Raw genomic sequence first — 21,092 nt, forward strand, 5'->3', positions numbered from 1 at the left:
TCAGCTTCTGGCAGTTCACCAAATACGGCCTGATCGTCACGGTGGTCACTGTCGCCCTGGTCGCGCCGTACCTGTGGCTGCGCTACCTCCTCTGACCAGCGTCAGCACCCACAACCGATATACAGGCAGGTGGACAGAGTGGGCCACGGCATTCTCCTCCGGGCAACCGTCTTCATCGCCTTCACCGTCGTCTGGCTGGCCACGGGCGGGTCCGCGACGCTGCTGTAGCCCGCCGCCATGGCGGTCGCCGTCGGCCTGGCCCTGCACGCCTGGATCAGGTACCGCGCCCGCAAGGGCAACAGAGGCGACCCCTTATAGCCCACCCCGACGAGTTGCCATCTGAAGCAAGGCGCCATCCTCTGGACACACCAGAGTGGTTGCGCGATTATGTTTACGATCCCGTTCCGTTAATAAATCGAAGGCTGATCATGGAGACCGATGTTCTGGTGGTCGGCGCCGGGCCGGTGGGCCTGGCGCTGGCGTGCGCGTTGCTGCAGCACGGTGTCTCGGTCCGCGTGATCGACAAGGCCGAGGGCCCGGCCACCACGTCACGCGCGAACTTCGTGCACGCCCGCGGCTCGGAGGTGCTGGACCGCCTGGACGCCCTCGGCGATCTGCCGCAGGAGTCGGTACGGGCGATGACGATCACCACCTACGCCGGGAACCGTCCGATGATGAAGATCCGGTTCGGCGACCCAGGGCTGGGCACCGCGGCTCCACCGATGGTGATCTCCCAGGCCAGGGTCGAGGCACAGCTGCGTGAGCGGCTTGCCGAGTTGGGTGGACAGCCGGAATGGGATAAGCGACTGGCCTCCTTGCGGCAGGACGCGGCCGGAGTCACCGCGACGCTGGCCGACGGCCGTACCATCCGGGCGGGCTGGCTGGTGGGCTGTGACGGGAGCGCCAGCGCGGTTCGAAAGCTGGCGGGGATTCGCTTTCCCGGGGTGAAGGTCAGCGAACGGTTTCTGCTGGTCGACGGCCGCCTCGACGTCGGCACCGATACTGGCCTCGATCGGTCGGGCACCAGCGGCTGGGCACACCCCGACGGCGTGCTGGGCGCCATGCCGATGCCAGGCGATCAGTGGCGGCTGCTCGCCTACGACGCCACCTTCCGCGACGACAAACCCGGCGAGGAACAGATCGCCGAACGCATGCGACGCATCCTGCCCGAACGCACCGGCCTGACCAGCCTGCGTCTGCACGACGTCACCTGGGCGTCGTTGTTCAGCGTCCACCGGCGGCTGGCCGATACCTACCGCGACGGGCGCATCCTGCTGGCCGGGGATGCCGCCCACGTGCATGCTCCGTTCGGTGGGCAGGGCATGCTGACCGGGCTCGGCGACGCCGAGAACCTCGCCTGGAAGCTGGCCCTGGTCGTGCAGGGGCGGGCCGCAGAGCGGCTGCTCGACACCTACCAGGCCGAACGCCGTCCGCTGGCCACCCAGGTCTTGCGCGGCAGCACCGCCGCCACCAAGGTCAACATCGCCGGCAGCCCGCTCGGCCGCCTCCTGCGCGACCAGGTGCTGATGCGGGTGTTCAACCAGGCATGGATCCAGCGCTGGACCACGTACACGACCTCCCAGCTGTGGGTGAGCTACCGGCGCGGCCCGCTCGGTGGGCGCGGTCGCAAGCCCCGCCCCGGCGACCGCATCGGCGACCTGGCCTGCGAACGCCCCGACGGCAGCCGCACCCGCTTGCACGCCGAGCTGCGCGGGAAGTGGGCCGTGCTCGGCGATCAGGCCGCCTTCGAGGCAGCCCGGCAGCGGCTCGGCGACCAGGTGGTCAGCCTCCGCGCCGCAGGGCCCGCAAGCGGGCTCGCCATGCTCGTACGCCCGGACGCCCACCTGGCCTGCAAGGGCGGCCCCACCGAGCTCGCCCGCTGGCTGGACGGAGCCCTCGGATGACCGCCACCCGAGGGCGCGGACGCCCGCGCGACCCCGAGACCGACACCGCGATCCTGAACGCCGCGCTGGAGCTGTTCGTCGAGCGCGGCGTCGAGGGCACCAGCATCGAACAGGTCGCCAAGCGCGCCGGGGTGGGAAAGCTGACCGTCTACCGCCGCTGGAGCACCAAAGAGGACCTGCTCGCCCAGGCCATCGAACGGTGGGTCAGCGACGAGGTGACACCGTCGGCCGCCGACGTCTCCGCCCTACCGCCGCAGGCCATCATCGAACACATCCTTCCCGCAGCGGCCGAGATGGCCGCGAGCCCCGACTTCCGCGCACTGGTCGCCCGCATCATGGGCTCCGCCGTGAGCCATCCATCGCTGATGGCCGTCTACTGGAGGCACTACATCCTGCCCCGCCGCGAGCTGGCCGCCGCCATGCTCCGTCGCGCCCAGCAGGACGGCATGGTGGCACCCGACGCCGACCTGGACGTGCTGATCGACATGATGGCCGGGGCGGTGACCTATCGCGTGCTGCAGCCGGATCCGCCGGACGCCGCCGAGATGCTGCGCTACCTCACCGCCGTCTACCGCCAGGCCGGCCTGTATCCGCCCGCCTAGCAGACGCACCCATGACAGCGACCGCCGGGATCACGACAGCCGGCCGGCATCGTGGGGACGCAACCTCGGTCATCATCGGGGTTGAGGAACCTGCGACAGCACTTATCGCTGAGATTGATCTCGGTTGTGTCTGGTGAAGTGCAGAGGGTTTGTGGGCAGGTCAGCGGGGGTCGCGGCGGCGCGGATCTCGGCGTCGGCGACCTCGTCGGCAAGCAGGGTGTAGAGCTGGGTGGCCTCGGTGGAGGCGTGGGCGAGGCGGCGGCGGACGACTTCGATGGAGGCGCCGGCGTTGATGAGTTCGGTGGCATGGGCGTGGCGGAGCTGGGGGACGTCGATCTCGACTCCGGCCGCTTCGCAGTCGCCCTCCCAGCTCCCAGCGGTGGTGCGCGGCGTCGTAAGACAGTGGTCCTCCGTTGCCGTTGATGCTGGCGCGGAAGGCGGGGCCGAACCGGTAGCCGACGCGGGCGAGGTAGAGCTTGAGGAGGGCGACGTAACCGCGGTCGTCGAGGCGGACGGTGCGAACGGTGCCGCCCTTGCCGTGGATGCGGACGTGTTCGTCGTCCTGGCGGAGGCCGGAGTCTTCGAGGGCGAGGCCGCAGCCTTCGGCGGCGCGTGCTCCGCAGACATAGATCATCTCGAACAGGACCCGGTCGCGGAGCCGGTCCAGGGGGACATCCTTGCGGGGTCTTCTGCTGCAGATCATCCCCAGGACCTTGGCAACGTCGTCGGCCACCGCGGGCCGGGGCAGGGTCTTCGGTACCTTGATGGCGTCGATCTTGCCCATGGGGTGAGTGTCGAGGCGGTCCTGGCGGACGGCCCACCGGCAGAAGGAGGAGACCGCGGGGGTCGAGATGGCCTTGAGCGTGGGCGGGGCAATGGCGATGCGAATGGCAGTGGCGTGATCTTCGGCGAGGTGACGGTAGCGGTGCCGCGGTTCGAGGGGGTTCATGACAGCGGGCGGGCGACCGGATGACCGGACGGTCACGCGGGCCGGCGTTCGCCGCCCGGCGTGACCAGCCCGCTCTCGTAGGCGTGGATCACCAGATGGACCCGGGTGGCGGCGTCCAGCTTGGTGAGGAGCCTGCTGACGTACGTCTTGACCGTCGCCGCGCCGATGTACAGCCGTTCGGCGATGTCGGCGTTGGACAGGCCCTGGGCGACCAGACGCAGCACGTCGGCCTCCCGTTCGGTCAGCTCGGGCAGATCACCTATGTCCACGGCGGTCGGCGGGGTGACGGCGAACGCCTCGATGAGGCGGCGCGCGATCGACGGGGACAACAGCGCGTCGCCGTCGGCGGCCACCCGCACCGCGCGTAGCAGCTCGGCCGGAGGGGTGTCCTTGAGCAGGAATCCCACTGCGCCGGCGCGCAGCGCCCCGAAGACGTACTCGTCCAGGCCGAAGGTGGTCAGTACGACGATCTTCGTTTGCGCGCACGCCGGGTCGGCGGTGATGCGGCGGGTGGCCTCGATGCCGTCGAGCACCGGCATGCGGACGTCCATCAGCACCACGTCCGGGCGGGTGGCGCGGACCACCCGTACGGCCTCCTCGCCCTGCCCGGCCTCGCCGGCGACCTCGAGGTCGGGGGTGGCTGATAGCAGGGCGACGAATCCGGCCCTGACCAGCTCCTGGTCGTCGACGACCACGACGCGCAGGGGTGTTGTCATGGGCTCACCCGTTCCGTTGCGGCCGGCAGTGTGGCGTGGACGCGGAAGCCGCCGTCCGGGCGTGGGCCGGCCTCCAGCGTCCCGTCGAAGAGTGCCACGCGCTCGCCCATTCCGACCAGGCCGAATCCGCCGCTGGTGGTGGGCGAGCCCGGGCCGTCGTCGTCGATGCGGATGTCGATGTGTTCGTGGGCGGCCTGCACGCCGACTCGCACCGGGCTGCCGGGGGCGTGCTTGCGGGCGTTCGTCAGCGCTTCCTGCACCACCCGGTAGACGGTCAGCCGCAGGCTTTCCGGTGCGTCGGCGACCGCCGGGTCGATCTCCAGCTCGATCGGGCCGTGGGCGGCTCGGTGTACGGAGGCCAGCAGGCGCAACTCGTCCAGACCGGGCGCGGGCGCCAGACCGGCCGATCCGGTTTCCGGTTGGAGCAGCTCGAGCATGCGGCGCAGATCTTCCATGGCGGTGCGGCCGGCTTCCTCGACTGCGGCGAGCGCGGGCGCGGCCTTGTGCGGCTGGATGCCGATGAGGTGAGCGGCTACGCCCGACTGGACGGCGATGACCGACAGCGTGTGTGAGACCACGTCGTGCAGCTCACGCGCGATGCGCAGGCGTTCTTCGACGATGGCCCGCTCGGCCTCCCGCGCGCGGCGCCGTTCCGCGTCCAGTGCTTGCTCGACCGCCCGGTGCATGGTCAGCCGCCGGTGCCCGGCGTAGCGGCCGAGCGCCCAGACCACGGTGATCGCCGCCACGGTGACCAGGGCGAGTGGGTGATCGAAGTACGGCGCGCCGAGCAGGGCGAGGCCGCCCATCCCGGCGTAGACGAGGGCGAGGCCCGCCACCGCGAACCGTTGCGGACGCTCCGTTGCGACCGTGTAGAGCGCGATCACCATGCACAGAGGGGTCAGCCCGGCGTTGTGGCCGAGCCCGGCGATCGTGTACGTCGCGGCCGCGACCGCGGTCAGCACGCTCATGGGGAAGCGGCGCCGGAGGGTCAGTGGCAGGCTCGCGCCGAGGGCGAGCAGCTCCAGCCACGCGTCGGGGTCGTGATAGGTGTAGGCGTCGGTCGGGTCGGTGATCAGCACGCTGCTGACCGCCACTGCGGTCACCGCCAGGCCGGTCAGCAGGTCGAGCAGCCGCTCCCGCCCAGCGGGGACGACCGTGCCGAGTTCATCGTCATGGCGGGGTGGAGCGTCGGGCAGTGGAGACGGTGTGCGCAGCAGGCCGAGCATGCGGCGCAGATCTTCCAGCGCGGCGCGGGCGGCCTCCTCGATGGCCGACAGTGCGGGCCCAGCCTGCTCGGGTCGCTGGTCGACCAGGTGCCGGGCGATACCTGACTGCACGGTGATCACCGACAGCGTGTGAGAGACGATGTCGTGCAGGTCGCGGACGATGCGCAGCCGTTCGGCGAACACGGCCTGCTCCACCACGGCGGCCCGGCTCCGCTCGGCTTCCAGCGCCCGCGCCATCGCCTCCTCCCTGCCCAGCCGCCACCGGCGAACGTAGAACCCCAGCGCCCAGGCCACGGCGAAGAACCCCGACTCGGGCAAAGTGGCCAGCGAGAAGGTGTCCAGTGAGCGCAGCACCAGGACAGCGAACGTGATCGCGTACGTGCCCGCCAGGCAGGCCAGCGAGAGCGGGACCGGCCGCCAGGCGGCCACCGCGTACAGCGCGAACAGCACACAGACCCCGACCAGCCCCGGATCCCACCTCAGCCACTCGAACGCGGTGTTCGCGGCCAGCGTGACCCCGAGGGCGGCGAGCGGCCACCGCCTGCGCACGGCGAGCGACAGCGCGGCGATCAGCGCCAAGGCCGCGAGCCCGGCGTCCGGCTCGGGCTGCGGGAGCGCGGAGGCCGGATCGTGGGTGAGGACGTCGGCGACGGTCACGGCGGCGAGGGCCAGCGCGAACAGTAGGTCCAGCAGTTGCTCCCGCCGTCCGTCCGGCGGCGCCGTCACACCCATGATCGGAGCGTACGGCTCCGCGCCCGGGCCGCGATACCGCCGTCCGGCGGAACGCTCATTCCCCCGTGAGGGGGAACCCATCGGGCGATTCCACCCGGGGGCGGAACGGCGAAATCGGCCGCACGGCCGCTGACCACGACGCCGCCCGCGCCGCACTCTTGCTGACGTCGGCCCGCTCCTCCGCCGACGGCCACCACCGCCGATCGCTCGCAAAGGAAACGCCATGTCCACGACCTCGTACGGTTCCCAGGCTCCGGTGAGCCGGGTCCTCACTCCGCAGTTCGCCGTCGTCGCCGGCGGCCTGGTCGGCGCGACCGGCGCGGCCGCGTACATCTCCAGCTTCTTCCTGCTGTCCGACCTCAGCGGTCGCGAGGCCGTGCGCAGCCCGCTCTGCGTCACCGCCAACGTGCTGATCGCCTTCGGCTTCCTCGCGATCGCTCTCGCCCTGCCCGCGCTCGGAGGCCCGCTTCGGCTGCCCCGCTGGGGCGCCGTCACCGCCGGCCTGGGCTGTGCCTTTCTCGCCGCGACCGCGTGGGCCATGGCGACCGTGGGCGTGGACTTCGCAGGGAGGGTCACCGACGCCCAGTGGGAGGGCCCAGGTCTGGCCGGCTTCCTCGGCGTGGTGCCCAAGATGCTGCTGTGCGCGGTGGGTTTCGTCACGCTGGCCGTGGCCGGTTGGCGCCGCCGCAGCGTCTCTCGCGGAGCGTGCGTCCTGCTCGTCCTCGCCGCCCTGGTCGCGGTGCTGCTCCCCTCCCACCAGCCCACGGCTCTCCTCGGCGGCCTGGCCCTGGCGTGGCTCGCCAAGAACCCGGGATCCCGGAATCAGTCCAGAAATGAGTAGGCCCTACTCGTGAGGAATCCGCTCGTCACACCCACTCTGGATCACATGAAAGGGAGAACGATCATGTCTTTCGCAACAGTCCGCCGTGCTCTCACCGTGGCCTTGACCGCGGCCGCCGGCCTCGCCCTCACCGGAACCGGGGTCGCCCACGCCGAAACCACCTACTACAAGTTCGTCGCCGAGCACAGCGGCAAGTGCCTGGACGTACTGCACGGGAGCACCCTGCACGCCACCCCGACGCACCAGTGGCAGTGCCTGGACCGAGTGCTCAGCCAGCAATGGGAGGCCCGCAAGTTCGACGACGGGTCGTACGTGTTCGTCGCCAGGCACAGCGGCAAGTGCCTGGACGTCGCCTTCGCGAGCACCGCGAACGCGGCGGCCGTGATCCAGGCGACCTGCAGCTTCAAAGCCAACCAGCGGTGGCGGCTCAAGAAGAACGCCGACGGCACCAGGCGCGTCATCGCCAAGCACAGTGGTATGTGCCTGGACGTGGCCAACGTGGACCCCGCCAACGGCGCCAGGGTAGTCCAGGCCCGCTGCTGGGGCGGCGAGAACCAGAGCTGGCACATCAACAAGGTCGCCTAGACGTCTTCGAAACCGGGGTCCCCGCGTCGCCTCGGCGCGGGGGCCGTCCGCCTGCTACGCCATGCGGTGGACGTGCGGGGCCGGCGCTGCCGGGAGGAAGCGGGGAGCCTTGAAGCCGCTCTCGGGCCGCAGATAGCGCCGTTTCCTCATGAGGACAGATCTACAGGTGCCCTGACAAGCGCTAACGGACGGCACGACATCACCCAGCGCACGGTGCAGCCGTTCCTGTCTCGGCACGGCCGCCAGCACCTTCATCGCCGATGCCATCGTCCGGGCCGCCTTATGGCTGGAAGAACTGCTGCAGCTCCGCAGCCGAGGACTCCTTCGGGAAGCGGCCATAGCGGGCGATCTGCACATCAGAGAGAAATTCGAAGGGCATGACCCAGGAACGTAGGGCCCACAACCAGCCCAAACGGGGGCCGTCACCGAACCGGTACGAAGATCAACTCCCTGGCGCTAAATTTCAGCACTCAGCCTCCTCGAAGGCCAGCCAGCGGCGACGACGACGCGAGCCCTCTCGTGCGCCTGCCAGCGACTAGACCCCGCACAAGATCAATCTCAGCGATAACTGCTGTTCCTGGGTTCCTCAACCCCGATCACCTGGGCCTGGAGGCACCGGAGGCCGGGGTGCCGGTCCGGGCGGGATTCGGACGGGACAGGTTTTCTCTCTGCACCGGCAGCTAGGCTGCCGCAGGCGAAGAACTTGGTCTGCTGGTAGAGGTCGGGGATCCCATCGTGGTCGGAGTCGGCGGTCTCGGCCTGATGGATTCGCCGGTAGAGGCGGGCGCGCAGTCGAAGGATCATCGTGGCCAGCAAGGCCGCGGCCAGGGAACCGGCCAGGACCGCGATCTTGACCCGCGTGTCGGCCTGTCCCGTGCTGAACGCCAGTTCTCCGATCAGCAGCGACACGGTGAACCCGATGCCGGCCAGGACGGCCAGCCCGGCCATGTCGATCCAGGCCAGCCCTTCGTCCAAGGTGGCGCGGGTGCCAGGTGCTCCGATTGAACATGTAGGAAGTGCGCGTGGCGGTGGTGCCGGGCATGGAACTCCGCTCCTTCGGCAGGGGTCGGGTCGCTCACTTGCCGACCTGACTTCCCGACACACCTGTCAATAACGTATCAGGAAGCGAAAACTGCCACATAACGGATTCGGCTCCACCGGACCCGCTCCCATGAGGCGGCACGCGAAGTCCACCGCCGGACTCCGCCGACCGAACTACTCATCTGAGCACTGCGTCATGGCGAGTGCGTCGGCGGTCGCATCCCAGCGGTCGGGTCGGCCTACCGTGCTGCGGCCGGATCCGCCGAGATGCTGCGCTACCTCACCGCCGTCTACCTCCAGGCCGACCTGTAACTCCTGGCCTGCGGCCCGTCGATCGACAATACTCAGCTCGGCCGGACGCGCACCGGCAGGGCGGCCAGCGCCCGTTGCAGGCCGGGCCGCCAGCCGATCTGGTCAGCGGGCACGGCCAATTCCAGCCCCGGCAAGCGGCGCAGGAGGGTGCTGAGGGCGATCTCGGTCTCGGCGCGGGCCAGTGCGGCGCCCAGACAGTAATGGATGCCGTGGCCGAAACCGAGATGGGCGTTGTCCGCGCGATGCGGGTCGAGCTGGTGCGGACGGTCGAAGCGGCCCGGGTCGCGGTTGGCCGCCGCATACACCACCTGGACGGCCTCACCCGCGCCGATGGTGACGCCGCCGAGCTCGACCGGTTCGAGCGCGTAGCGCAGGACGGCGATCTCGGCGGGACCGCTGTAGCGCAGGAACTCCTCCACCGCACGAGCGATGTCATCGTCGCCGAGTTGCAGCGACCGGGTGAGGATCAGGTGGACGCTCTGACTGATGAGGCCGACCGTGGTCTCGTGGCCGGCGATCAGGATGCTGACGGACAACGCGATCAGCTCGTGCTCGCTGAGCCGGTCCCCATCGTCGTCCCGCACGGTGATGAGCGCCGACAGCAGGTCATCGCCGCCCTGGCCCGTCTTGCGGGCGATGAGCTGGGCCATGTACGCCACAAGCCCGCGTGCCCCGGCCGCGATCCGGGCCGGGTCCGGGGCGGTCAGGTCGCCGGCCCACACCCGCCAGGTAGCGCGATCTTCCGCAGGCACGCCGAGCAGTTCACAGATGACCTGGATCGGCAGTGGGTAGGCGAAGCACTCGATGAGGTCGAATTGCTCCGGCAGGCCGTCCAGCAACTCCTCGGCGATCTGCTGGATGCGCGGGCGCAGCCGCTCGATGCGGCGGGCGGTGAACGCCCGCGACACCAGCCGCCGCAGCCGGGTGTGGTCCGGCGGGTCGTAGGCGCCGAGCGTGCGCAGCAGGTACGGAGCCACGTCATCAGGCAGACCGGCGGATGCGGCCAGGTCGAAGGTGGCCTGTTTGGCCGGGTCGCTGCTGAAGCGCGGGTCGGTCAGCACGATGAGGCTCGCGGCATGGCCGGTGACCAACCACAGCGGTGTGCCGTCCAGATACACGCCGCGGCTGACCGGCCCCTCGGCCGCCAGCTTGGCCAAGAAAGCGTCCCGGTCGGTGGCGCTGGCCAGGTCGCGGAGGTGGTTCATGGTCATACCAGCGACTCCAGAATCGTGACGGCGCGAGTAGTCCCGGCCTCGGCCCGCACGCGCTGCCCGAACTCGGCGGCGGCCGCCGCCATCCGGGCGTCGGAGGCGGCCAGGCGGATGGCGGCGGCGAGAGTGTCCGGGGTGAGACGCCGCTGGGGCTGGGGCGGCACGGCCACGCCGGCCGCGTACGCGCGGCCGGCCCAGAACGGCTGATCGGCGACGAACGGGCAGATGACCTGCGGCCGTCCGGCGGCCAGCGCCGCACCGGTGGTGCCGCTGCCGCCGTGATGCACGATCGCGGCCATCCGCGGCAGCAGCCAGTCATGCGGGGCCTCATTGAGCAGGTGCACGGTGTCGTGCATGGTGCCGGGCAGGTCGGTGGCCTGGATGCCGCCCCAGCCGGAGGCCAGCACCGCCCGCACCCCCGCCAATCGGATGGCCTCGGTGACGATTCGACCCAGACGCTCGGGGTCGGTACCCGCCATGCTGCCGAACCCGATGTACACCGGCGCCGGACCCGCGTCGAGGAAGGAGGCCAGGTCCGCCGACGGCGTCCAGCCAGGTGGGGCGGGCAGGAACCAGAAGCCGGTGGTGTGCACCCACGCCGGATAGTCCAGGCCACCTGCCGGACCGTGCGGCAGCAGATGGCGGCTGAAGCCGTGCAGAACGGTCGCCGGACGTCCGTCGGGGCGGCGCAGGATGTCGTGCCGCCCGCGCCGCCGGGGCAGGTCCAGCCGGTGTTTGCGCAGGTCGTCGGCAATGCCGCCGAACGAGCGCAACATCAGTTTGATCGGCGGGTAGGAGGCCCGATTCAGCGCCTTGGGCAGCGGCAGCGGCAGCATCGGGTTGCGGAAGGCGGCAGTGGGCACCCACACCGGTTGCAGTGCGGCGGGCACCGCGGGCACGCCGAGCCGTTCGGCCAAATGCTGGGCCGGGATGCCGGGCGCGTGCACGACCAGGTCGGCGCCCTGGCCCGCCCCGTCTACTGCTACGTCGGCCATGTCGGCGAAGACCTTGGCCATGAGCGGCTTGCTGCGGCGCATCACCTGCAGGGCCACCTGCTTGCCGCGCAGGCCGCGGTAGTTGCTCTCGATGGCCTGACGGATGTCCGGGTCGTCGATGAGCGTGTTCGGCCCGTCGTGCACCGGCGCGAAGGCGATGCCGTGCGGCTCGACCAGGCCCGCCATCGCCACCGGGGCCGCCAGCACGGCTTCGTGACCGCCACGCTTCAGGGCCAACGCGAGGGCGGCGTACGGCTGCACGTCACCACGGGTGCCATGGGTGAGGATGAGAACCTTCACCGGCCACCACCCTGGGTGAGGCGGGCGAGCACGTGGCGCTCGGTGGCCGGGTCGAACCAAGTGTCGGTCGCGGGCGCGTCGGGCCGCGTCGGCGGGTCGCCTTCGGCCCGCAGCCAGGCCCAGGTGTCGGCCAGCGTGTCGCGAAGTGGGCGGCAGGTCAGTCCGGCGGCGAGGGCGGCGCCGACGTCTGCGTCGTGGATGCCGGTGGGGGCCGGGTCGTTCAGGTAGCGCAGGCCGAACTCCATGCCGAGCGGGAAACGCTCTTCCTCCAGCAGCTCCGCCGGCGCCCACACCAGTTCGGCATCAGCTCCGGTCACCGCCAGCGCGGTCGCCAGCAGCTCGCCGATCGTGACCTGGCCGGGTGGCCCGGCCACATTGGAGGCGCCCCCGACACCGTTTTCGGCGGATGCGAGCATCCAGGAGGCCAGGTCACGGGCGTCGATGTACTGCAGCGGCGTGTCGGCGGGGCCCGGCGCGAGCATCTGGCCGCCCTTGGCCAGGCGGCGCAGCCACCACGGGATACGGCCGACGTCCTCGTACGGGCCGAGGATCGTGCCGGCCCGGGCCAGCAGAGCGCGCTCGCCGAACGCCTCCAGTACGGCCAGCTCGCCGCCGCGTTTGGCGGCCGGGTAGTCGGCGTCGACCTCGCTCGCAGGGTCGCCGTCCACGAGCGGGGCGTGCTCGTCGGCGCCAGGTGGCCAGGGCCAGCGGTAGACGCCTCGGCTGGAGACATACCCGTAATGTCCTGCCCGGCCGGCCAGCAGGTGAGCGCTGTCGCGGACCACGCGCGGCGCCCATGCCCAGGTATCGATGACGGCATGCCACTCCTGGCGGCCGAGCGCGGCCTGGACCGCTTCGGTATCCCTTCGGTCGGCGACCAGAGCGCGGATGCCGGGCGCGGGCACGCGGCTCAGGCCGCGATTCAGCGTGGTCACCTCGTCGCCCCGTTCGAGCGCGGTTTCCACGACGGCGCGGCCGACGTGGTGGGTTCCGCCGAGAACCAGCAGTTTCATGACGCTCCTGAGAAGACGGGAAGCCAGATGGCCGAGGGGTGTTCGGGGTCGTGGAAGATTTCGTGGCTGGACGGGCGCAGATCGCGTGCCGTGGCGAGAGGGCCGCCGGTGCCGGGGTTGCGGCCGAAGCGGGGATGGGCGCCGCTGGCGACCTGCAGCCGGATCCGGTGGCCACGTGCGAAGCGGTGAGCCAGCGGCCACAGCTCGATGTCGGCAACCCGGATGTCGCCGGGCTCGCTGAGGCGGACGATGCCGTCGCACAGGTTGGTCGAACGGCCACGGGGTGACACATCGCACAGGCGGGTGAAGTAGTCGACGTACGGGATGGACGAGCGGGCGTGCAGGCGTGCTCTGACTGGGCCGATGACGTCGATGTCGTGTGGCAGCGGGTCGGAGGTGAAGGTGAGGACGTCCGATCTGGCCTCGATGCGGCGGTTATCCTTGCGGCCGGCGGACAGGCTGACCGCGGTGCCGCCGATCGTGGGAGTCGGGTCGCCGGGGTCGTACCGGTAGCGGCTGGGTGGCATGCCGTCCGTGGCGACTTCGTTGCTGAGTCGTCCGCCGGGGTGCAGGTGCCAGGGGGTCGGCTCATGCGGGGGCGGCCATCCGGGCAGGTCCTCCCAGTGGCCCACACCCGTGATGAAGAGCCGCACCCCTGACGGCGGCTGCTTGCCGAGCAGAGCCGCGTCCAGCGCGGCCAGCGCATCTTGCAGGCCGTGGCGGGTGTAGAGGCCCCTGCCGTGCCCCCACGGTCCGATCAGCAGCCGGACCTGGCGTCCCGCGGCCCGCAGCGCGGCGTAGTCGGCGAGCATGCCGGACAGGAAGAAGTCGTCCCAGCCGCCCTGCAGGTGCACGGTGGGCGGCATGCGGGCGACGTTCGTGCGATGGTCCATGCGGGACCAATAGGGGTCGTCCGGGCCATGCTCGACCCACTCGTGGAACCAGGGGACGCGGTGTCTGGTCAGCGCCAGGTCGGCCTCGTCCAGAGGGAGCGTCAGCGTGGCCCGCCTCAGCTTGCCGGCGGCGCCGGCCATGGACAGTAGTTGGCGGATGATGGAGTAGCCGCCGGTGAACATCTGGTCCACCATCTGGACCCAGCCCAGGGCGTTGCCCAGCGCGAAAGCCCCGCCCGGGTACATGAAGCGGTGTGCGAACTCCGCGGGGGCATCCTGGATGAGGGCGATCTTCCATTCGGGGATGTCGCGGGCGGCCAGCTCCCACTGCGTGTAGCCGAGGTAGCTGGCTCCCCAGGTGGCCAGCCGGTCACCGAACCAGGGCTGGGCGCGCAGCCAGGTGAGCGTTCCGTCGGCGTCGGCGGGGTCGATGGTGAAGCCGTCGAAACGTCCGGCTGATCCGGCGGTGCCGCGCAGGCTCTGATAGAGCACCTGGTAGCCGCGTTCGGCCAGCAGCGCGGGCATGCCGTCCAGGGCGTTGCCTCGGCCGTACGGGCTGCGCAGCAGGACCAGCGGCGGCCGCTCGACGTCGGCGGGAAAGTGCCGGTCGGCCAGCAGGCGCACACCGTCGGCGGCGGGGATCACCAGGTCGCGCTGGACCCGTACTGGATGCCGGTGCTCGGGACAGACGTCGAACAAGCGGCTGAGAAGCGTCATCGGGATCGCCTTCCGGGGTCGGCAGTGGTGTTCGCCGACCAGGCTTCCCGGCACTCCATCGCGCTCCTGACGGAGGTTGATACCGGAAATATAGCGAAAGTTCGGAAATTTCTGAAGCCTGAATTGCTTCGCTATGCTGCCCGGAGGAGGTGACCGGGTGAGCGATCAGGAACGGTGGCAGGCCGCCGAACGGCTGGCACTGGTGCTGACCGAGGGCGGCCTGCAACGCATGTCGGCGCGAGCCCTGGCGGTCTTCCTGTTCACCGACGCCGAGACCGTCACCATGGGCGATATCGCCGACCGGCTCGGCGTCAGCGCGGGATCAGTGTCCGGCGCGGTCAAGGCCCTGCTGTCGGTCGGCTTGATCGAACGCCTGCCCGCCCCCGGTAGCCGCCGCGAGCACTACCGGCTGCGTGACGACGCCTGGGCCACCCTGTTCTCCACCCAGAACACCGTCGTCAACGTCATGCTGCAGGCCGCCGAGACCGGCATCGCCGCCACCGCCTCCGGCGACCTGGCCCACGCACGGCTGACGCGGATGCGCGACTTCTATGAGTTCCTGCTGGGTGAACTGCCCGGCCTGCTGCGCCGCTGGGAAGAGAAACACGCACCGCGCTGAGCATGCCTCACCACACCAGCGTCACCAGGCCCGCGTCCACGTGACCGGGACAGCAATGCCGGCGATGCCGAAAGACGGGAGCGCACTATCCGGCACGGCTCGGTAGGGATAATCTGACGCCAGGTGAGCCGGGAAGCCTGGTCGGCATGTCCAGTCCGCATCGAGACAAGGATGTGCCCGTGCGCCCCCGAACCCCACCATCTGATGGCGCCACAGCTCAGCCCGCGCCCACGACCTGCGCGGCCGCGCCCGTCATCGACATCGCCCACCTGAGCAAGCGCTATCGCGACGTGACGGCCGTCGACGACGTCACCCTGCACGTGCAGGCGGGACAGATCTACGCCCTGCTGGGCCTCAACGGCGCCGGCAAGACGACCCTCATCCGCATGCTGCTCGGCATGATCGCCCCCACCGCCGGGACCGTGCGCGTCCTGGGCGCCGACGTCTCCGCGGGCGAGCGCACAGCCTGGGCGAAGGTGGGCTACCTGGTGGAGGCGGCCGCCGCCTATCCGGAGTTGACCGTGCGCGAGAACCTGGAGGTGGTCCGCCGGCTGCGCCGCCTGCCCGGCACCGCCGACGACATCATCGAACGCCTGGCGCTGGCCCCCTACGCCGAGCGCCGCGCCCGTACACTCTCGCTTGGCAACCTGCAGCGCCTGGCCCTGGCCAGGGCCCTCATCAACGCCCCCGGCCTGCTCATCCTCGACGAACCCGTCAACGGCCTGGACCCCGCCGGCGTCGCCGAGATCCGCGCCCTACTCGCCGACCTGGCTCACCAGTACGGCACCACCGTGTTCCTGTCCAGCCACCTGCTGGCCGAGGTCGCCCGCCTGGCCACCCGCATCGGCATCCTTCACCACGGCCGCCTCATCGGCGAACACGACGCCGACCAACTGGACCAGCACCGGCACCGCCACCTGCGCCTGGCCACCCGCGACGACGCTACCGCCCACGCGGTGCTGCGCGCGCACGGCTACCACCCCGCCCCCGCCGCGCCGGACGAGCTGCTGCTCACCGACGAGCGCGCCCTCTCTTGGCCGGACCAGGTCGCCGCCGTGCTGGTGCACGGCGGAGTGCCGCCTACCGAGCTGCGGCTGGAGGAAGAAGACCTGGAGGCCTACTTCCTGCGCACGATCGGACAGACAGCGCCCGCCGAACAGCCCGGCCAGTTCGCTGAGGAGGGGACCCAGGATGCGTGAGGCGCTGTGGGCCGAACTGCTCAAGGTGCGGCGTAGCCGCCTGCCCTGGATCACCGCGCTGGCCTTCACCCTCGCCGCGCTGGTGTGCGGCATGTTCATGTTCATCCTGGCCGACCCCGCCCGTGCCCGAGCGCTGGGGCTACTCGGCGACAAAGCCCAGCTGTCGGGCGCCAGCGCCGACTGGCCCGGCTACCTCGCTCTGCTCGCCCAGGCCGGCGCGGTGGGCGGAGGCGGCGTCTACGGGCTCATCGCCATCTGGCTGTTCGGCCGCGAGTTCAGCGACCACACCGCCACGAACCTGCTCGTCCTGCCCACCTCCCGCACCGCCATCGTGGCCGCCAAGTTCGCCGTCGCCGCCGTCTGGGCGCTGCTGCTGGCCCTCCTGCTGGCCGGGCTCGGCCTGCTCATCGGCGCCCTTCTCGGCCTACCCACCTGGTCGGCTCCGGCTGCGGCCACCGGTCTCGGGCGCATCCTGGCCGCGGCCGGGCTGGCCGCCCTGACCACCACGCCCCTGGCCTTGGCTGCCAGCATCGGTCGCGGCTACCTGGCCGCCGTCGGCGCCCTGTTCGGCCTCGTGTTCTGCGCCCAGGTGATCGCTGCGCTTGGCTACGGAGCCTACTTCCCGTGGTCAGTGCCCGGCCTGTTCGCTGGCATCGCAGGCCCTGATCAGCACCCGCCCGGCCCGCTCGGCCTGCTGCTGGTGACTGTCACCGGCGCGACCGGCGCCGTTACGACCGCGATCTGGTGGAACCGCGCCGATCACACCCGATGACACCCAGACGAGGACAGTATGCGCCCGCCGACGAGCGGAATCGTCATGCCTGGGCGCGGTACAAGCACGCCACGGGCGGGATAAGGCTCACCCAGAAGAAGGGGAAGCAGTCTCAGGCATACCCGACTCTGCGGCATGCGGTGAGCAGGCCGGAGACATGCGAGGTGCGCAGGGACGCTCGCCCCGAGACCTCACGCAGTCGCCCGATATCGGCAAACGGCAGGAACTCCGGCGTAACCACCCGCTCATCGAGCACGTTGTCGGCAGCGGCGTGCTCCAGGAGATGACGCCGCACATAGGCCGCAGGCGGTCCGACCGGCAACCGAGCCGGAGCGACCAAGCGTGCCAACTCCTCGGTGATGCGCGCCTGAACGGCCGCCATCTCATCAGGGGCCGGTGTCCCATCTTCTCAGCGGCGTTCAGCCCTGACGGCAAAACCCTGGCCACCGGCAGCCGCGACAAGACCGTGCGGCTGTGGGACCCAGCCCTGCCCGCAGACGCATCCGCAGCGACCTGTGCGCTGGCGGGCCGCTCGCTCGACAGGCAGGAATGGGACCGATACCTCCCGGACGAGGGCTCGGAGATTGGCCCGCAGAGGGACGCCTGCGGTGTGCGTGAGCATTGGAGAGGGCGGTCGAAGTTTGAGTGGACGTTGGCGGTGGCCACGATGCGTTCCAGCACGCGTTGTGTACTCATGCCGCGCCCTCGGTGATGTTCGCGCCGAGTTGTCGGAGCTTGTGCGGTAGATCCGCGTGCCCGCGGCGCAGCTGGGCCATGCCTTTGACGGTGGTGACGCCGTCGGCGGTCAGTCCAGCGAGGATGAGGGTGGAGCCGCTGCGGATGTCGTTGGCCGTCACGCTGGCCCCGACGAGTCGCTGCGGCCCCGAGAACCGGCAGTGTGTCGCGGACAGCTGCTCGATGACCGCTCCGAGTCGGGCCAGCTGGGGGATCAGGTTGCCGTGCTGGCCCGGATTGATGGCATCGGCGAACAGATGCGTCCCGGGAGTCCCGAGCGCCAGGGCCATTAGTGGTGGCTCGAAGTCGGCGTCCAACCCGCCGGGTGTCAGCGACGCGATCGCCCGCAACGGTTGCCCGGTCAGCTGGGTGTCGATGGCCTGCATCATCACCGCGTCGGCGGTGGTGTGCGCGGGAATCCCGAGCCAGGCGAACGCTTCCATCGCCGGCTGCACGTCCGCCGGCCGAACACCCTTGATCAACGCGCAGCCCCGGGTCATCGCCACCGCACAAGCCAGGGTGACGGCCTCGACCTTGTCTCCCGGCACCTCCCAAGCGAGCGACCCGTTATCGCCGTCGTACGGAGGCGCCAGGTTGACGACGTCCTCATCCCCGCACGTATCCCAGCCGGCTTCACGCAAGAACGCGAGGATCTCCGTCACCTCCGGGGACAGGTTCGGCTGGAACAGAGTCAGCGGACAACGGTCGATCACTGCGCGCAGCATCGCCACCACCGTCGCACCTCTCGAGCGGAACGGTAGCCCGATCTCCACCGCACTCATCCGGCTCGCTGCCCGGCGCACCTGGTATCCCGCGCCGTCCAGATGTACTTGATCCCCGAACGATTCATAGATACGGAAATGCAGGTCCATGCCCCGTTCGCCCACAGGGCATCCCCCTGGCCACGGCAGACGAGCTTGCCCGAAGGAGGCCAGTAGCGCTGGCACTAGGTAGTACGAGGCACGGATACTCCCCGCATGAGAGAGCTTGGGCAGCGGTCCGGCCACGGAGATCGGCTGAATCACGACCTCCTCCGGATTGGTGACGGCCCTCGCGACGCCGTATCCGCACTGCTGGAGCAGGCTCAACATGGTCCGCACGTCCTCGCACTGCGACGCATTGCCCAGGTGCACCGGCCGACCCAGCGTCGCGGCCGCCGCCGCCAACGGCAGCGTGGCATTCTTCGACCCGTCGACACGCACGGAGCCGACCAGCGGCTCATTGGGACGAATCTCTATCGCTTCAGCGACAGACACCGTCGGGGGCATCGTCATATGCGCTTCCTTCCAAGGCGAGGCCGGATCAGGCCTAGCGGGCACACCAGAAAGTTCAATGACCCTCAGTAGATGACCTGCAGCGGAGTGTTGTCAGGATGACAATGAGAGGCAAACGCGGACGCGCTTGTCCGCGTGGATGTCCAAGGAGAGACAACGTGATGTCACCCCTCGACATCCCGCTATGGGCCGTGCGGCTGCGCACCGAGCGAGAGGCCCGGCTCTGGGATGTGCCTGATATGGCTCGCGAGCTACGGCAACTCGCCCCGGATCTGCCGGACATCACCACCCTAGCGAGGATGATCAGGAAGTGGGAGGCGGGACAGCACCTTCCGGGTGCGCGCTATCAGCTCCTCTACGTCCGAGCACTGGGTATTCCTCGCGACCGCCTCTTCGCTCTACCGTCACCGCCGTCGCGGGTCCTCAACCAAACGATCACGCTGCCGGCCAGCGAGGTCGCGCGCTTCGGTGCTTGGGTGGAGGCGACAAACCTGGGACCCGCCACCCTCGACTACTACGCCAGCACCGTGACGCGGCTCGCGCACGACTATCTCCACCAGCCGCCCGCCCCGCTTCTGAGCATGGCAGCCGAACTGGCCAAAGATCTGTTCTCCGTACTCCAAAGCGGGCATCAGCGCCTGGATCAGCGCCGCGAACTGTATGCCACGGCCGCCAAATTGTGCGCCTTCATGGCTTGGGCGGCTGGCGACCTCGGCCGGGTTGTCGATGCGGAGGCCTACGCCCGCACCGCCGTCGTCCTCGCGGAGCAGGCAGATATCCCGGCGGCCCGGGCGCTGGCATTGTCCGCCCAGTCGAAGACCGCCTTCTGGGATCATCATCACCGTGAGGCCGCCGTACTGGCGCGGCAAGGGTTCGAATGCTCGCTTAACGACTCCATGAAGGTGTTCCTCGCCCTGCAAGAAGCCGATGCCTGGCAGGAACTAGGCAATATCCCACGTGCTCTGCAGGCGCTGCGTGACGCCGAGATTGCCCGTGCAGATGTCGCTCGCCCCGACGAGTTGGGCGGCTTGTTCTCCTGCGGCATCGCGCGCCAATGCAACTACACCATGACGGTCCACCTGCGCGCCGCGGATCCCGACAAGGCCATCACATCCGCGGAACTGGCCCTCAACGCCTATCGGCAGGGAGAAGAGCAGGCGTACGGTACCTGGGCACAGATTCACATCGGCCTGGCTCACGCCTACCTCATCACCCGGCAACTCGAAGCGGCCCAGAGCTTCCTCGTCCCGGTCCTCAAGGAACCCGTCGAACGCCATCTGGCCCCTGTCGTCACCCGGGTTCTTGAGATCGGACAGTTCCTCGCGCAAAGTCGTTACCGAGACGATCCGTACGCGCAAAGCCTGCGAGAGCAGATCGACGATTACCGCCCAACGACCCAGGCACGGAAAGGCGAGATACGTGGCAGAGTCCCGGATGCGTGACCACTGGTGGTGGCGACCCGGCTGGCGAGTCGGCCGCCGCATGTACACCTTTCACACCACCTTCCAGGACCAACCCGCTCTCCACCGCCTGGTCGCTGCATACCAGACCCCGCTGTCCGCCCTGGACGGACTCGACCTGATCCCGCACCAATGGCTGCATCTGACCATGCAGGGCGTCGGATTCACCGACGAGGTCACCGATACCGACATCAGCGCCATCATCGACGCTGCCACTGCACGGCTTGCCTCGACAGCTCCAGTCGAGCTCACCTTCACGCGGCCTGTCACCGACCCTGAAGCCCTGCAGTTCCACGTCCAGCCCGCTGAGCAGATGCGGTTGATACGACGAACCGTACGGCAGGCAATCGCCGACGTGTGGGGCCCCGAACGAGTGCCGGACTCCGAACAGTGGACGCCCCACGTGAGCATCAGCTACAGCAACTCCGATGGTCCCATTGAGTCGTACGCCAAGGCCATCGACAGCGTGCTCGCCGATCCCGTGACCATCACCATTGGGCGCATCCAGCTCATCGTCCTGGACCGCGATGAGCGTCTCTATCGCTGGACCACCAAGGCGAGCATGCCCCTCCCTGCTCAATCCGCTTAAGGGGCTCAAGTCTGATTCTGCGGACGGTTCCCTTGTGTTGCCGCCTGGCGGCTGAACACATCAGATCGGGGGCCTGCCTGGCGATCAGCATGCCGGAGTCGTTGCCGTTCGAGGACTTCGCGAAGATCCCGGCATCGTCGGCGTGGTACCAACGGTGGGGCATTCCTGGCGGCACTTCAGCGAAGGCTGCTTCGATGCTCACCGGTACGCGGTGGAGCTGGTGGACGAGGGATCCGCCAAGGGCTTCGTGCCGGAGGCACCACTACTCCTGCTCGTCCGGGTCTGCAAGCAGTCCCAGAGCTACTTTGCGGCCATCCTCGCCCTACCCAACCGTCGCCACTGACCAGCTCAAGCGCAGCATTGCGGTGTCGTTCCGCCGTTGTGGAAGGCCATCAGAGACTACGCCG

22 protein-coding genes are annotated in these 21,092 nt (G+C 69.7%); 12 read left to right on the forward strand and 10 right to left on the reverse strand.

Annotated features, from left to right (window positions below; translation table 11 throughout):
* The first annotated feature begins 428 nt into the window (after nucleotides 1-428).
* Together ACIHFD_RS64855 and ACIHFD_RS64860 are read left to right on the forward strand one after the other, a co-directional pair.
* The gene (locus tag ACIHFD_RS64855) at nucleotides 429-1,904 is read left to right on the forward strand and encodes an FAD-dependent oxidoreductase (protein ID WP_397375439.1); all 1,476 of its coding nucleotides are present in this window, start codon (nucleotides 429-431) and stop codon (nucleotides 1,902-1,904) included.
* Complete coding sequence (locus tag ACIHFD_RS64860; RefSeq protein WP_397375440.1) at nucleotides 1,901-2,506, forward strand: TetR/AcrR family transcriptional regulator; 606 nt, start codon at nucleotides 1,901-1,903, stop codon at nucleotides 2,504-2,506. Before ACIHFD_RS64855 ends, ACIHFD_RS64860 begins: the two co-directional genes overlap by 4 nt.
* A 102-nt stretch (nucleotides 2,507-2,608) precedes the next feature.
* Here ACIHFD_RS64860 and ACIHFD_RS64865 read toward each other — a convergent pair whose 3' ends face one another.
* Nucleotides 2,609-2,842, reverse strand: coding sequence for a tyrosine-type recombinase/integrase (locus ACIHFD_RS64865; protein WP_397375466.1), 234 nt, complete (start codon nucleotides 2,840-2,842; stop codon nucleotides 2,609-2,611).
* 43 nt (nucleotides 2,843-2,885) lie between these two features.
* Here ACIHFD_RS64865 and ACIHFD_RS64870 point away from each other — a divergent pair, with 43 nt between their 5' ends.
* On the forward strand, nucleotides 2,886-3,479 hold the full coding sequence (locus tag ACIHFD_RS64870) for a hypothetical protein (protein ID WP_397375469.1): 594 nt from the start codon (nucleotides 2,886-2,888) through the stop codon (nucleotides 3,477-3,479).
* Nucleotides 3,480-3,487: 8 nt separating this feature from the next.
* Here ACIHFD_RS64870 and ACIHFD_RS64875 read toward each other — a convergent pair whose 3' ends face one another.
* Together ACIHFD_RS64875 and ACIHFD_RS64880 are read right to left on the reverse strand one after the other, a co-directional pair.
* Nucleotides 3,488-4,171 (reverse strand): response regulator, encoded by a 684-nt coding sequence (locus ACIHFD_RS64875; RefSeq protein ID WP_397375441.1) that lies wholly within the window; start codon nucleotides 4,169-4,171, stop codon nucleotides 3,488-3,490.
* On the reverse strand, nucleotides 4,168-6,129 hold the full coding sequence (locus tag ACIHFD_RS64880; RefSeq protein WP_397375442.1) for a sensor histidine kinase: 1,962 nt from the start codon (nucleotides 6,127-6,129) through the stop codon (nucleotides 4,168-4,170). The genes ACIHFD_RS64875 and ACIHFD_RS64880 overlap by 4 nt, the downstream gene beginning before the upstream one ends.
* Nucleotides 6,130-6,352: 223 nt before the next feature.
* Here ACIHFD_RS64880 and ACIHFD_RS64885 point away from each other — a divergent pair, with 223 nt between their 5' ends.
* Nucleotides 6,353-6,970: a hypothetical protein gene (locus ACIHFD_RS64885; RefSeq protein ID WP_397375443.1), complete on the forward strand. Its 618-nt coding sequence runs from the start codon at nucleotides 6,353-6,355 to the stop codon at nucleotides 6,968-6,970.
* Nucleotides 6,971-7,033: 63 nt separating this feature from the next.
* A complete protein-coding gene (locus ACIHFD_RS64890) occupies nucleotides 7,034-7,555 on the forward strand; it encodes an RICIN domain-containing protein (protein ID WP_397375444.1) in 522 nt (173 codons plus the stop codon).
* A gap of 558 nt (nucleotides 7,556-8,113) precedes the next feature.
* On the opposite strand, the gene ACIHFD_RS64895 is transcribed toward ACIHFD_RS64890, so the two are convergent.
* From ACIHFD_RS64895 to ACIHFD_RS64915, 5 genes are all read right to left on the reverse strand, one after another.
* Nucleotides 8,114-8,530 (reverse strand): Na+/H+ antiporter NhaA, encoded by a 417-nt coding sequence (locus tag ACIHFD_RS64895; RefSeq protein ID WP_397375445.1) that lies wholly within the window; start codon nucleotides 8,528-8,530, stop codon nucleotides 8,114-8,116.
* 410 nt (nucleotides 8,531-8,940) lie between these two features.
* Complete coding sequence (locus tag ACIHFD_RS64900; RefSeq protein WP_397375446.1) at nucleotides 8,941-10,119, reverse strand: cytochrome P450; 1,179 nt, start codon at nucleotides 10,117-10,119, stop codon at nucleotides 8,941-8,943.
* On the reverse strand, nucleotides 10,116-11,414 hold the full coding sequence (locus ACIHFD_RS64905) for a glycosyltransferase (protein WP_397375447.1): 1,299 nt from the start codon (nucleotides 11,412-11,414) through the stop codon (nucleotides 10,116-10,118). The genes ACIHFD_RS64900 and ACIHFD_RS64905 overlap by 4 nt, the downstream gene beginning before the upstream one ends.
* Complete coding sequence (locus ACIHFD_RS64910; RefSeq protein ID WP_397375448.1) at nucleotides 11,411-12,427, reverse strand: NAD-dependent epimerase/dehydratase family protein; 1,017 nt, start codon at nucleotides 12,425-12,427, stop codon at nucleotides 11,411-11,413. Before ACIHFD_RS64910 ends, ACIHFD_RS64905 begins: the two co-directional genes overlap by 4 nt.
* Nucleotides 12,424-14,037, reverse strand: coding sequence for a CocE/NonD family hydrolase (locus ACIHFD_RS64915; protein WP_397375449.1), 1,614 nt, complete (start codon nucleotides 14,035-14,037; stop codon nucleotides 12,424-12,426). The genes ACIHFD_RS64910 and ACIHFD_RS64915 overlap by 4 nt, the downstream gene beginning before the upstream one ends.
* A gap of 157 nt (nucleotides 14,038-14,194) precedes the next feature.
* Between ACIHFD_RS64915 and ACIHFD_RS64920 the strand changes: the two genes are divergently transcribed.
* The 3 genes from ACIHFD_RS64920 to ACIHFD_RS64930 all read left to right on the forward strand — a co-directional run bounded on the left by ACIHFD_RS64920 (nucleotide 14,195) and on the right by ACIHFD_RS64930 (nucleotide 16,627).
* The gene (locus ACIHFD_RS64920; protein WP_319708945.1) at nucleotides 14,195-14,656 is read left to right on the forward strand and encodes a helix-turn-helix domain-containing protein; all 462 of its coding nucleotides are present in this window, start codon (nucleotides 14,195-14,197) and stop codon (nucleotides 14,654-14,656) included.
* Between the two features lie 179 nt (nucleotides 14,657-14,835).
* A complete protein-coding gene (locus tag ACIHFD_RS64925) occupies nucleotides 14,836-15,855 on the forward strand; it encodes an ABC transporter ATP-binding protein (RefSeq protein WP_397375450.1) in 1,020 nt (339 codons plus the stop codon).
* A complete protein-coding gene (locus ACIHFD_RS64930) occupies nucleotides 15,848-16,627 on the forward strand; it encodes an ABC transporter permease (RefSeq protein ID WP_397375451.1) in 780 nt (259 codons plus the stop codon). The genes ACIHFD_RS64925 and ACIHFD_RS64930 overlap by 8 nt, the downstream gene beginning before the upstream one ends.
* 112 nt (nucleotides 16,628-16,739) lie before the next feature.
* Here the strand turns inward: ACIHFD_RS64930 and ACIHFD_RS64935 are convergent, their stop codons facing one another.
* Entirely contained in the window at nucleotides 16,740-17,009 is a 270-nt protein-coding gene (locus ACIHFD_RS64935) for a hypothetical protein (protein WP_397375470.1), read from the reverse strand.
* Between ACIHFD_RS64935 and ACIHFD_RS64940 the strand changes: the two genes are divergently transcribed.
* A complete protein-coding gene (locus tag ACIHFD_RS64940) occupies nucleotides 16,911-17,339 on the forward strand; it encodes a WD40 repeat domain-containing protein (RefSeq protein WP_397375467.1) in 429 nt (142 codons plus the stop codon). The two genes, ACIHFD_RS64935 and ACIHFD_RS64940, sit on opposite strands and share 99 nt — an antisense overlap.
* Here the strand turns inward: ACIHFD_RS64940 and ACIHFD_RS64945 are convergent.
* Nucleotides 17,320-18,636 (reverse strand): hypothetical protein, encoded by a 1,317-nt coding sequence (locus ACIHFD_RS64945; protein ID WP_397375452.1) that lies wholly within the window; start codon nucleotides 18,634-18,636, stop codon nucleotides 17,320-17,322. The genes ACIHFD_RS64940 and ACIHFD_RS64945 overlap by 20 nt on opposite strands.
* Before the next feature lie 161 nt (nucleotides 18,637-18,797).
* Here ACIHFD_RS64945 and ACIHFD_RS64950 point away from each other — a divergent pair, with 161 nt between their 5' ends.
* The 3 genes from ACIHFD_RS64950 (at nucleotide 18,798) to ACIHFD_RS64960 (ending at nucleotide 21,028) form a co-directional block, all read left to right on the forward strand.
* Nucleotides 18,798-20,078, forward strand: coding sequence for a hypothetical protein (locus tag ACIHFD_RS64950; RefSeq protein ID WP_397375453.1), 1,281 nt, complete (start codon nucleotides 18,798-18,800; stop codon nucleotides 20,076-20,078).
* The gene (locus ACIHFD_RS64955; protein WP_397375454.1) at nucleotides 20,056-20,685 is read left to right on the forward strand and encodes a 2'-5' RNA ligase family protein; all 630 of its coding nucleotides are present in this window, start codon (nucleotides 20,056-20,058) and stop codon (nucleotides 20,683-20,685) included. The genes ACIHFD_RS64950 and ACIHFD_RS64955 overlap by 23 nt, the downstream gene beginning before the upstream one ends.
* Before the next feature lie 154 nt (nucleotides 20,686-20,839).
* Nucleotides 20,840-21,028 carry a hypothetical protein gene (locus tag ACIHFD_RS64960; RefSeq protein WP_397375455.1) on the forward strand — a complete coding sequence of 63 codons (189 nt, stop codon included), beginning with the start codon at nucleotides 20,840-20,842 and terminating at the stop codon, nucleotides 21,026-21,028.
* The last annotated feature ends 64 nt before the right edge of the window (nucleotides 21,029-21,092 follow it).

The sequence above is a fragment of the Nonomuraea sp. NPDC051941 genome, assembly GCF_044593615.1.